Here is a 12102-nt window from a genome sequence, read left to right on the forward strand (position 1 = left end):
GCTATTGGGAAATAAAAATATCTGCAAGAGATATGTGGGCATTCAATTCAATTTCAAGCGTCAAACCAACTTGTCCATACAGGTTTGGAATTTTTTGGCATTGCTGGCAATTTACCGATATCCACCTCGGCATCGGCAGGAGAGTGGAAATCCGACCCACGAGAGACAAGAAAGCCGTAACTATTAGCTATTTTTGTATATTCTTCATATTGATCAACCGTGTGACTTCCAGTCACGGTTTCAATTGCAGTGCCGCCGAGGGCTTTGAATTCTCTAAAAAAACTATCATACGCCACCGGAGATAAGTCGTAGCGTCCTGGATGAGCAACAATGGCAACTCCTCCAGCGGCAAGAATCCATGTAACAGCTTCTTGCAGCGTTGCCCAACGATGCGGAACATAACCAGGCTTACCTTCGGCCAAGTATTTCTTAAACACTTCCGAAACGGATCTGCACGCACCAATTTCAACCAGATACCGGGCAAAATGTGAACGAGAAATCAAGTTCGGATTGCTAACATAGGTCAGCGCACCCTCGTAGACGTTATTAAGACCCGCGCGTGCAGCCAAATCAGCAGACATGTCACGGGCGCGCTGTTCGCGACCAGCTCGCGTTTTAGCCAGGCCCTCGAGTAGCTTACTATTATTTTCGTCGATATTTAGGCCGACGATGTGAATCGTCTTTCTAGCCCAGGTAATCGAAATTTCGACACCTGGTATAAATTTCAATTCTAGCGCTGTTGCGGCGGCACGTGCCTCGGCAATGCCACCAATTTCATCATGATCAGTAAGCGCCCAGACGTCTACACCGTTTTTCTTAGCTCTTGCAGCTAATTCTGTAGGCGACAAAACACCATCAGACACAGTCGAATGGCTATGAAAATCAACGTTGAGAGACAGGACAGACATGGTGAGCTAGTCATTCAGAAACAAATTGAACTCACATTGTACTCCTGCGTTGCGTTATATGCTGCGACGCAACGCAGAATTGAACGATTACAACTTCATCTCAAGGCGCAAGCTAAAAGTTGTATAGGTCTTATTTGTCACATAGTCAAGACGATTTACGCCGCCCAAACTGACGTCCGTGCTTGTTACGTAGTCATTAGCGCGAAAGTTATTTGCAGACAGCCTCAGTTGTAAATCTGGGTTAAATTTCCACAATCCATAGATGTCGATTTGACGCTTAAGACCAATAACATTTAATTGTGTATCTGTGCTCTGGATGGAATACCCCGGGGTCAGGTTCAAGTTTCCTCCTAAAGTAACGGGAATCCCTGAGAGACGATAATCAAACCCTGCATTGGCGGTATAAGGTGGCTGTTGATCAATTTTATTGTAAGGCCCTTGAACGGTATCAACACGAGACCAGAAACGACTGTAATTGCTTCTGAAATCAATCGCTGGACCGTCTGGAAGAAATTCCTTCAACTGAAATTTCGCTTCTAATTCAATACCCTTCGTCGTCGCCTGACCAATATTGATTGGGGATGAAACCCAACGCTGACCAGTTGGCTCATTCACTAACTGCGTTGTTCTGCGCATTAAGTCATTTATATTTCTGACAAAGAAATTAGCGCTCAACAAACCTGCACGGCTTAGATAGTGTTCAAATGCGAGATCAATTCCTTTTGAAAGTTCAGGTTTTAGTGAAGGATTGCCAATTCGATCGGGGCGTGTTGGACTATTCAGATTCGAAATACTCGGAATCGCGATCAGATCGTTTAATACAGGTGCCCGATAAGTAGTGGCATAACTAATCCTGATCTGATCTTTAGATTCTCCGGGAATACGCCACACCGCATGTGCAATGGGACTCCAGACACTGCTACTATTTCCCACATCCAATCCAGCAAGACTACTTGACGTCCGAATTCCCTCCCAACGCAAACCAGCATACACTGACACCTGGGCGCTGAGATCCGCTTCATCTTGCGCAAAGACTGCGAATCGTTTGGTGCTTGCACTCAAATCGTCACCTGAATCCTGAAATTGTGGCTTCCCATTATTCAATGAAACACTTGTTTCGTTACGCCGACCCAACTCCAATTCCCAACCAGCGGCGAAAGTTTGTCCTTCTCCAATTGGCTTCGTATATTTACCACCGTTATTGAGTGTTTTATCAACAATATTAGTCGCCACTGTAACGACTGCTACTGGATTTGCATTGACATCAAGCTCATTGCTGAGCGAAGAATTTTGCATCTTCCCATAACCGCCACCGAATCGAACGGCTAGTTTTGCGTTGTCATCAAATTTGTGTTGCCAGTTGCCAAAGCTACGGATAAACGTCGTATCAGCGCTACCACTATTATTGGCGACAGCATAAGCTGGTGGCTCAATTGCTGTCGGAGCGCGATAGATTTGATCAACCACGCTTATGCCATCAAAAGTACTATGCGAGCGCATGATAAAAGGCTGAAACATCAACGTATCGCCGTTTTCAAACTTGTAATTGAATCGTGGTGCAAAATGAATGCCCGCAGATTGGCGATGAGTTTCATCGTATTCATTCTGGGATAAATTAGTGCTTCCATCAGATGCAGTTTCAATGGCGTTGGTGGTACTCTGATCACGCTGATGATTTTGAAACACGGACGCATTTACCGCATAGCTCAAATTACCAACTTCACCAGGAAAAGAAACTGACACATTGGGAGATAAACGGTTTTGCTCGGTTCCAAGGCTAGCCTTTAGTTCAACATTTTTCTGTTTGTAATCTTCACGTAAAACAATGTTGATCGTACCCGCGATCGCTTGCGTACTGAATTCCGCCACAGCGCCGCGAATTACTTCAATGCGTTCAACTTGATCTGGCGATAAGGAATCGATGGAAAATCCACGAGGCGCACGCTCGCCGTTGATCAGTATTTGTGTATAACCACTACCCATACCACGCATGCGAATATCACCACCACGCCCAGGTCGACCACCAATGGTCACGCCCGGCAGTCGCTTCAAAACTTCACCTAGATTTGTGTCACCATTTCTATCTAATTCTTCACGACCAAAAATCAACTTAGCAGCAGTTGATTGACGGCGCGCATCATCATCGCTACGGCCACCGTCAATGACCACCTTTTGAATATTATCCGTCGTTGTTGCATCACTTTTTTTGACCCGCGTTTGACTGGCGGCTTTTTGTTCTGGCGAAACGGCAGTATTTTCTTTTTTTTCTGCAGGAGCTTCACCAACAACAACCTTTTGCTCGGTTAAACTTGACTGTGCCTGTGCCGCCTGCAAGCTCGATATTGCGCCAATAATGCTCAGAGTTAAATATGAAATGTTAAATGGAACGCGCATGAATAGTAATCACAGAAAGTGTGGAATGAAAAAGCTTAGAGGGAGAAAATGATTCTGACATTGTATTTTCAATCTGGGAGATAAATCCAAAAATACATTAGCATTTTTGTATGAAAATGAAACACGCATTCGCTGGCGTTACTTTCCGATACGCCAAGTATTACAAGGAATTATGACCACCTAAATTAACAATGGTTCAGTTACAAATAAAAAAGCCCACTATATTCTGATAGCGGGCTTTTGGAACTGCGTATAGAAAAATTAATCTGTCGTATTCGCGAGATTCAAATTTAACTGAGAACGCAAAAGGTCTTCTGTGTCTGGGCGAGGTTTATTACGCGCAGCTTCTAACTTATCGAGATATCCAGAACTCACGTCACCGGTAACATAAAATCCATCAAAGCAAGAAGCTTCAATATTTTTCAGGCGAGGATTCACATCTGAAATCGATCGTTTCATCGCAGACACGTCTTGATAAACCAACGCATCAGCAGTAATTTCACGGCAAACTTCCTCTTCAGAACGTCCGTATGCGATCAATTCACTGCGGGTTGGCATATCGATACCGTAGACGTTAGGAAATTGTACTGGAGGCGCAGCCGATGCAAAAATAACTCTTTTCGCGCCGGATTCACGCGCCATCTGAACGATTTCGCGACTTGTCGTGCCACGGACAATAGAATCATCGACCAGCAAGACGCTTTTACCTTTAAATTCTGAACCGATAGCATTCAGTTTTTGACGCACAGACTTACGACGAATAGCCTGACCAGGCATCATAAAAGTACGACCGATATAGCGATTTTTTATAAAACCTTCGCGATAGTCAAGATTGAGTTTTAATGCCAACTCCATTGCTGAGGGACGTGAGGAGTCAGGAATGGGCATGACAACGTCAATCTCCCCATCGCGGAACTGATTGCGCACTTTTTCTGCCAGATATTCGCCCATTTTCAGACGCGTCAGATAGACCGAAGCACCATCAATAATGGAATCGGGACGCGCCAAATATACATACTCAAATGCGCATGGATTCAGGCTAGGATTATCGGCACATTGCTGGCTGTGCAAATTGCCATCCAAATCAATAAACAAAGCCTCACCTGGATCGACATCACGCAGAAATCTAAACCCAAGGCCTTCCAAGGCAACCGATTCACTAGCAATCATGTATTCAGTGCCAGACTCATTCTGAGAAACACCAATACATAGTGGACGTATCCCAAACGGATCGCGGAACGCCAGCAAGCCGTAACCAGCAATTTGTGCAACCACTGCATAAGAACCACGCACCCGACGATGCAACATCGACACGGCACGGAATAATGATTCAGGATCGAGAGAATAGCCGCTCGTCACTTCTTGAATTTGATGCGCGAGAATATTCAACAAGACTTCCGAATCAGAATCAGTATTTAAATGACGACGATCGTTTTTAAACAATTCGATTTTTAGTTCAACTGCATTTGTTAAATTACCGTTATGCGCAAGCACGATACCGAAGGGCGCATTCACATAAAATGGTTGTGCTTCTTCTTCACTAGTCGAACCAGCCGTCGGATAACGCACTTGACCAATACCGATATTACCCGGTAAAGAACGCATGTTACGCGTACGGAAAACGTCACGCACCAGGCCATTAGCCTTGTGCATGGCGAACTTATTTCCATGACTGGTTGCTATACCTGCCGCATCTTGACCGCGATGCTGCAAAAGCAATAACGCATCGTAAAGCAATTGATTGACAGGACTATTTGAAACTACACCGACGATGCCACACATGGTGGACTCCTAAAAAGACAAGTTAAAACCGAACATGGCTGGTAATGGATGCTGGCAAAAACGGAATGACAGTCTGAGCTGCCGTTTCTGCCAACGGACTAAATAAAGCATTTTTCCAAAAAGCTTGTTGCGGCACGGTGGTCATACCACACACCATGACTGCCGCCAACACCAGCACGCAACCGCGCGCCAAACCAAACAATCCACCTAAGCCACGGTCCGCGAGTGACAAGCCGGTTGCGGTGATCAGGGCGTTTACCGCAAGCATAACCAAGGCCATCAGTAAGCGTACGCCTATGAATAAAGCAATAAACGCCACAATCAAGCGGATAATCTGTCCGGGAAATATCGCGGGCAACCAGCCGGAGACCAATTCTCCATAAGCATTTGCCACCACGAACGCGACAACCCAACTGACCAGGGATAAGATTTCTTTAATCAAACCTCGCATCATGCTGATAATCACCGAACACACTAAAATTAAAATGACGATGTAATCAAATAAAGTCATGACGCATCCAGTTTAGTTTGGTACCAAGCTACCATTCAAGCCTAACTTCACCAACTTTGCGCGCATTTTATCCGCTTCTTCCTTCGACTCAAATGGACCAATCCGGATACGGATTTTGTCACCTGAGGAGGTCGCTACCTTTTGGGTGTACGACTTAATATTTGCTGCCTTTAATTTTGATTGCAACTCATCTACTTTTTCTTGCGTAGCTAATGCCGCAACCTGAACCACATAAGACGAGTGATCGCCGTCATTTGATTTGGTCGCCGTTTTTGCAGGTGCTTTACCCTCTAGAATTGCCATCGCACGATTCGCATCATCATCAGTCCCGTGCTTCACAGATTTTGCGGCATCAGCTTTAAGATCCGATTTAACATCAGATTTAAGTTCAGCTTTCTGTTCCGGCTTTGTCGGCGTCTTTACATCAGGTTTAGTTTCAGCTTTTTTATCTGCTTTAGATTCAAATTTTGCAGCTGTTTTGACTTCAGCCACCTTTTCTGATGAGGAAACTTCAGGCTTAACTTCGGCCTTGACTGGTACGGGGACGTCCGGCTTGCTTATTTTCAGCGATGCAGGATCAAGCTGACTCGTCGATTTATTGTCAGAAACGACTTTATTTATCTGACTTGCAGTAGATTTGTCTGTGGCGGGCGCTACAGGATCGATAATTTCTTCACCCGGATCAACGTCCATCAAGTTCGCTTTTTTTGGCGGTGTTGGTTCGGCAGGCTTTACTGAATCGACGTCCTGCACTTTATCTTTGGATGGAATTTTGACCGTAATATCATCTGGCAAAGATTTAGGCTCAGAATCGAACACCATCGGCAAGCCAATGATCGCCGCCAGCGCGAGCGCGGTAGCACCAATCAGACGTCGTCTGGCACGTTTCTTTTCTGGCAATACAGGGTCGATTACTTTACTTTTACGCGTGTTTTCAGATTTTTTACCACGTGAACGGGACGCAATACTATCTTCTTCAGTACGAGAACGGAATTCACCGTTATCGTGGCTGTCAGATGATTCTTTCTTTTGTTTAAAACGCGAGAGCAAACCCATGTGCAAATATCTGGTTGGTTAGCGTTCTTTACGATCAACTTACATCCGAACTCGATGCAACATCAATGGCAAACAACGCAAAATCACATCAATGAAGTACAGTCCTGCGGGCACGCATTACACCAGCGACCGTCAGAAAAGAACCAAAGACCGCTATTCTATCATTTTCACCCGCTTTGCTAATGGCATGTGCATAAGCTTCTTCGGGAGAATTGAATGTTGTGACAGTTTTTTCGGGGTCACTTAACAATCCAGACGTCATAATTTTATCTTTTAGATAGGCGGCACTGGCGGCACGCGGCAAAGGCAGATCACAAACACACCAGTGATCAACTTTACCTTTTAATTGCTCAATCACGCCCTCAATGTCTTTATCTAACATCGAGCCAAACACGGCATAAGTGTAAGCATGGAACCCCATATTATCCAGATTTTGCGAGAGGGTCGCGGCAGCATGCGGATTATGTGCCACGTCAAGCACGACGGTAGGACGCCCAGGTATCACCTGGAAACGTCCGGGTAAATCGACCATCACTAAACCAGTTCTGACTTCTTGTGCGCCGACGGGCAATTCGTGGCGTAGCGCCTCCAAAGCTGCCAGCACAGCAGAGGCATTTAGCAACTGATTTGCACCACGCAAGCTTGGATATCCCAACGAGTTGCGTCGTTGCGCACGACCAGCAAAATTCCACTGCTGCTTATCACCGTTATAATTAAAATCGCGACCAAACAACCACAAATCCGCACCAATGGCATTAGCATGATCGATCAATGATTGAGGTGGCAAAGGATCGCCGCAAATCGCCGCTTTACCCGGGCGGAAGATGCCTGCTTTCTCAAAGCCAATCTTTTCGCGGGTATCGCCAAGGTAATCGACGTGATCAATATCAATACTAGTGACAATAGAAACATCGGCATCAATCACATTCACCGCATCCAAGCGACCACCAAGACCGACTTCTAAAATCACTACATCCAATGGCGCATCAGCCAACAATTTGCAAATTGCCAGTGTAGTAAATTCGAAATAGGTGAGTGAAGTCTGCTCTCGGGCAACTTCGACTTGTGCAAAGGTCTCAATCAAAACTTGATCGCTGACGTTTTCGCCATTGATACGAGCGCGCTCATTGAAATCCAAAAAATGTGGCTTACTATACAAACCAACGCGATAACCTGCTTGCAACAGAACTGCCTCCAACATGGCACAGGTCGAGCCCTTACCATTTGTTCCAGCCACCATGATTACGGGACAGTTATATTCAATTTGAAGGCGATTTTTGACAGAAGCGACGCGTTCCAAACCCATATCAATTTCTTTTGAGTGACGGGTTTCGAGCAGCGCCAGCCATTCTGGCAAACTAATAGGTAATGTGGACATAGGATAAAAAAAAGCCCGAATCTGAGCGCATTGACATCTATTTCAGGAGTGCATAAAAATAGACATCAGCACGCCCTAACCGTTCGGGCATTTAAAAAATAAAATAATTAAGCGACAGCTTCAGCAGGCTGATTTTGCAATAAAGCCAGGAGTCGAGCGAGTTCTTCACGCATTTTGCGGCGATCGACGATCATATCAATAGCGCCTTTTTGCAACAAAAATTCAGAACGTTGGAAGCCTTCAGGCAATTTTTCACGCACTGTATTTTCAATTACGCGTGGACCAGCGAAACCGATCAATGCCTTTGGTTCACCAATGACAACGTCACCCAAGAAAGCAAACGATGCAGAAACACCACCCATAGTCGGATCTGTCAACACGGAAATGAAAGGTAAACGCTTTTCTGATAATTTCGTCAACATCGCAGTGGTTTTTGCCATTTGCATCAGGGACAACAATCCTTCTTGCATACGCGCGCCACCAGTTGCAGTAAAGCAAATAAATGGCACTTTTTGCTCCAGTGCAGCTTGCGCTGCACGCACGAAACGCTCACCTACGACAGATCCCATAGATCCGCCCATAAATTCAAATTCAAAACAAGCAGCAACGACTGGCACCGACATGATAGAACCGCCCATCACGACCAGCGCATCCGTTTCGCCTGTCGTTTCCAGCGCATCTTTCAGACGATCCGGGTATTTTTTACTATCTTTGAATTTCAGCGTGTCGATCGGCGTAACCTCTTGTCCGATCTCATAGCGCCCGCCAGCATCAAGCAAGGCGTCCAGACGCTCACGCGCACCAATGCGCATGTGATGGCTGCACTTAGGACAGACATGGATATTCGCTTCCAGATCCGAACGATACAGCACTGCCTCGCAGGATGGGCATTTAACCCACAATCCTTCAGGGATGGACTTGCGATTTGCAGATTCTGAGCGCTGTATGCGCGGTGGTAACAACTTTTCTAACCAACTCATGTTTTCTCCTCTTTACAGCCAACGCAATTTTGATACGTTAGCATCTGGTTCATTCTGGTTAAAGAACCGATCAGGTACGTTCGGAGCGTATTTTACTCGTCCAAAGCGTGTCTGACACCAGAAATAAAACTTTTTACAGCGGCAACACCATTTTCAGGCGTTGAATTCTCTAGTTCCTGGATAATTCGCGAACCGATAACAACTGCATCGGATACGGATGAAATGGCTCGGGCAGTGGCGCCATCCCGAATACCAAATCCCACGCCGACCGGTACTTTTACGTGTTTTTTAATGCGCGGAATCATTTCAGCAACCGCATCCAAATCAAGATTACCTGATCCAGTAACACCTTTCAATGACACATAGTACACGTAACCACTGGCAATTTTACCAACCAGTTCGATTCGCGCATCGGTCGATGTAGGCGCCAGCAAAAAGATGGTATCCATGCCATTTTTTTGCATCTTAGCAGCAAATTCCTCACATTCTTCAGGAGGATAATCAACCACCAGTACGCCATCAACGCCCGCCTTCGCAGCTTCCTCAATAAACAAATCTTGCCCCATGCGCTCAATAGGATTGGCATATCCCATCAGTACAACCGGTGTCTTTTGATTGTTTACTCTAAATTCGCGGACGAATTGTAATACATGACGCAAACCAACTCCAAATTTCAGTGCACGCTCTGATGCTCGCTGAATAACGGGGCCGTCCGCCATCGGGTCGGAAAACGGTACACCAAGTTCAATAATATCGGCGCCGCCCTCCACCAATGCATGCATGAGAGAGACAGTCATAGCCGGCGAGGGATCACCTGCAGTAATAAATGGAATCAAGCCTTTTTTATTCTGCCTGGCGAGTTCCGCCATCGTATTTTGTATTTTTGACATATGCGTAATGATTTGTTTGAGATTTTGGGAGGCGACGAATAAACGTCATCATTCGTTTAATTCTTGGCAATCTGAGCCATTTTCGTACTCCCCCCTGTATTTTTACAATCACCGTTATCTATTTAGATAAGAACGGCGAAAAATAAAATAACCAGGGGAGTATGCAGATCAGAATGTTGACACGCGTCAATTTAAAGTGACAAACCTGCGCGCTCAGCGACGGTATGCATGTCTTTATCGCCTCGACCAGACAAATTTGCCAAAATAATTTTATCTTTTGGCAATGTTGACGCGAGCTTGCAGGCGTATGCCAATGCATGACTTGATTCCAGTGCAGGAATAATGCCCTCAATCCGGCAACAATCATGAAATGCTTTTAACGCTTCATCATCCGTAATGCCGACATACTGCGCTCGGCCACAATCTTTCAACCACGCATGCTCTGGGCCAACACCAGGATAGTCCAGACCCGCCGAGACCGAATGCGTCTCAATCACCTGGCCATTCTCATCTTGTAGCAAATAGGTGCGATTGCCATGCAAAACACCAGGGGAGCCGGCGCTTAACGATGCCGAATGACGGCCAGTCTCAATACCATCACCCGCCGCTTCGACACCAACTAATTGCGTATCCACCTGATCAATGTATGGATAAAAAATACCCATCGCATTTGAGCCACCGCCAACGCAAGCAATGACATAATCTGGCTGGCGCCCGGTTTGCTCTGGCATCTGCCACAAACATTCCTCACCAATCACCGCCTGAAAATCTCGCACCATCATTGGATACGGATGCGGCCCAGCGACAGTACCAATGATATAAAAGGTATTCTCGACATTCGTTACCCAGTCACGCATCGCCTCATTCAGTGCATCTTTGAGCGTTTTAGAGCCGGATTCAACTGGCACAACAGTTGCACCCAGCAATTTCATGCGATAGACGTTCTGCGCCTGCCGTTTCACATCTTCAGAGCCCATGTACACCACACATTCAAGGCCGAATCGCGCACAAATAGTCGCCGTTGCTACACCATGTTGACCAGCACCAGTCTCAGCAATAACTCGCGGCTTACCCATACGCTTTGCCAACAAAGCCTGGCCAATGACGTTGTTAATTTTGTGTGCGCCAGTATGATTTAGATCTTCGCGTTTGAAATAAATCTGCGCGCCACCCATCATTTCAGACCAGCGACGAGCATGGTAGACGGGTGACGGGCGACCAACAAAATACTTCAATTCGTTGCGATATTCTTCCAGAAATGCCGGATCATGCTGATAGCGGGCATAGGATTCCTTGAGTTCCGCCAATGCATGCGTCAATGTTTCAGACACAAAAGTGCCGCCGTATTGACCGAAATGCCCACTGGCATCCGGAAATTGGTAATCGGTTGCATGAAAGAGTTCTTTTGGTTCAACACTGGCTTGCGCCAATGAGCCAAGGGCAGAAATGCCGGAATGGGTAGATTGTTGCATTATTTTCCTTTGCCTGAGCAGCTTACGGTGTTCACCGAACTCACTCAGAGTAATTGATCAGCTTGTCGTACGGCATCGATAAACGCACGTACTTTAATTTCATCCTTCACTCCCTTTGATAATTCGACACCACTACTAATGTCGACAGCAAAAGGCCGCACCTGACTAACTGCGCCAGTCGCGTTGCGTACGCTCAAGCCACCACTTAAAACGACCCGAGGCGCGAGCTCTTTTGGAATGAGAGACCAATCAAAAACCTTTCCACTACCGCCGTACCCTTCGACGAAGGTATCCAGCAATAAACCATGAAACAAAGGACTTACAGCACGATATGCTGCTTCACATTCTAGCAAATCCTGCGCCGTTGTGTCAGACCTGACACGAAATGCTTTTAAAAATGGCCGATTTACCGCAGCAGACAAGCTAGCACATTGCGCTGGCGTTTCATCGCCATGAAACTGCAACAATTGCACAGGCGCTTGCGCCACTACCGCGCGCAGGTCTGCCTCTGCAATATTTACAAATAAACCAACTGACACAACAAAGGGGGGAATCGCCCTTAACAATTGCTTAGCATTCTCTGGCGTCACGTAACGTGGGCTCGGCGGATAAAAGACGAAGCCAAGGGCATCGGCGCCGGCAGCGGCGACCATCTGCACATCTTCAACGGAAGTCAGGCCACATATTTTTATTCTGGTCCGGTGCTGCATAAATAAAACTCCTGTCGTTAT

General features: G+C 46.2%; 10 protein-coding genes. All 10 read right to left on the bottom strand.

From position 1 onward, the window contains the following. Positions 1 to 53: 53 nt before the first annotated feature. The gene (locus ACO0K1_RS03205) at positions 54 to 908 is read right to left on the bottom strand and encodes a 3',5'-nucleoside bisphosphate phosphatase (protein ID WP_423022626.1); all 855 of its coding nucleotides are present in this window, start codon (positions 906 to 908) and stop codon (positions 54 to 56) included. Between the two features lie 87 nt (positions 909 to 995). Beyond that, positions 996 to 3302 carry a TonB-dependent receptor plug domain-containing protein gene (locus ACO0K1_RS03210; RefSeq protein WP_423022628.1) on the bottom strand — a complete coding sequence of 769 codons (2307 nt, stop codon included), beginning with the start codon at positions 3300 to 3302 and terminating at the stop codon, positions 996 to 998. A gap of 261 nt (positions 3303 to 3563) precedes the next feature. Then, positions 3564 to 5084, bottom strand: a complete 1521-nt coding sequence (gene purF / locus ACO0K1_RS03215; RefSeq protein WP_423022630.1) for an amidophosphoribosyltransferase — start codon at positions 5082 to 5084, stop codon at positions 3564 to 3566. Between the two features lie 22 nt (positions 5085 to 5106). Further along, complete coding sequence (locus tag ACO0K1_RS03220; RefSeq protein ID WP_423022632.1) at positions 5107 to 5595, bottom strand: CvpA family protein; 489 nt, start codon at positions 5593 to 5595, stop codon at positions 5107 to 5109. Positions 5596 to 5607: 12 nt separating this feature from the next. Continuing rightward, the gene (locus ACO0K1_RS03225; RefSeq protein ID WP_423022634.1) at positions 5608 to 6651 is read right to left on the bottom strand and encodes an SPOR domain-containing protein; all 1044 of its coding nucleotides are present in this window, start codon (positions 6649 to 6651) and stop codon (positions 5608 to 5610) included. An 88-nt stretch (positions 6652 to 6739) separates the two neighbouring features. Continuing rightward, positions 6740 to 8029, bottom strand: coding sequence for a bifunctional tetrahydrofolate synthase/dihydrofolate synthase (folC, locus tag ACO0K1_RS03230; RefSeq protein WP_423022636.1), 1290 nt, complete (start codon positions 8027 to 8029; stop codon positions 6740 to 6742). A 107-nt stretch (positions 8030 to 8136) separates the two neighbouring features. Continuing rightward, a complete protein-coding gene (gene accD, locus ACO0K1_RS03235; protein WP_423022638.1) occupies positions 8137 to 9009 on the bottom strand; it encodes an acetyl-CoA carboxylase, carboxyltransferase subunit beta in 873 nt (290 codons plus the stop codon). 92 nt (positions 9010 to 9101) lie between these two features. Continuing rightward, positions 9102 to 9899, bottom strand: a complete 798-nt coding sequence (trpA, locus tag ACO0K1_RS03240; protein WP_423022640.1) for a tryptophan synthase subunit alpha — start codon at positions 9897 to 9899, stop codon at positions 9102 to 9104. Between the two features lie 191 nt (positions 9900 to 10090). Then, the gene (trpB, locus tag ACO0K1_RS03245; protein ID WP_423022642.1) at positions 10091 to 11371 is read right to left on the bottom strand and encodes a tryptophan synthase subunit beta; all 1281 of its coding nucleotides are present in this window, start codon (positions 11369 to 11371) and stop codon (positions 10091 to 10093) included. 44 nt (positions 11372 to 11415) lie between these two features. After that, complete coding sequence (locus tag ACO0K1_RS03250; RefSeq protein WP_423022644.1) at positions 11416 to 12081, bottom strand: phosphoribosylanthranilate isomerase; 666 nt, start codon at positions 12079 to 12081, stop codon at positions 11416 to 11418. Between the last annotated feature and the right edge of the window lie 21 nt (positions 12082 to 12102).

It is taken from the genome of Undibacterium sp. SXout20W, assembly GCF_049340285.1.
Classification (GTDB): Bacteria; Pseudomonadota; Gammaproteobacteria; order Burkholderiales; family Burkholderiaceae_D; genus Undibacterium.

Bases quoted from the DNA above. Each gene is read 5' to 3' on its own strand.
- ACO0K1_RS03210 (WP_423022628.1), bottom strand. From the start codon at position 3,302: ATGCGCGTTCCATTTAACATTTCATATTTAACTCTGAGCATTATTGGC.
- purF (WP_423022630.1), bottom strand. From the start codon at position 5,084: ATGTGTGGCATCGTCGGTGTAGTTTCAAATAGTCCTGTCAATCAATTG.
- trpB (WP_423022642.1), bottom strand. From the start codon at position 11,371: ATGCAACAATCTACCCATTCCGGCATTTCTGCCCTTGGCTCATTGGCG.
- ACO0K1_RS03220 (WP_423022632.1), bottom strand. From the start codon at position 5,595: ATGACTTTATTTGATTACATCGTCATTTTAATTTTAGTGTGTTCGGTG.
- folC (WP_423022636.1), bottom strand. From the start codon at position 8,029: ATGTCCACATTACCTATTAGTTTGCCAGAATGGCTGGCGCTGCTCGAA.
- accD (WP_423022638.1), bottom strand. From the start codon at position 9,009: ATGAGTTGGTTAGAAAAGTTGTTACCACCGCGCATACAGCGCTCAGAA.
- ACO0K1_RS03250 (WP_423022644.1), bottom strand. From the start codon at position 12,081: ATGCAGCACCGGACCAGAATAAAAATATGTGGCCTGACTTCCGTTGAA.
- ACO0K1_RS03205 (WP_423022626.1), bottom strand. From the start codon at position 908: ATGTCTGTCCTGTCTCTCAACGTTGATTTTCATAGCCATTCGACTGTG.
- trpA (WP_423022640.1), bottom strand. From the start codon at position 9,899: ATGTCAAAAATACAAAATACGATGGCGGAACTCGCCAGGCAGAATAAA.
- ACO0K1_RS03225 (WP_423022634.1), bottom strand. From the start codon at position 6,651: ATGGGTTTGCTCTCGCGTTTTAAACAAAAGAAAGAATCATCTGACAGC.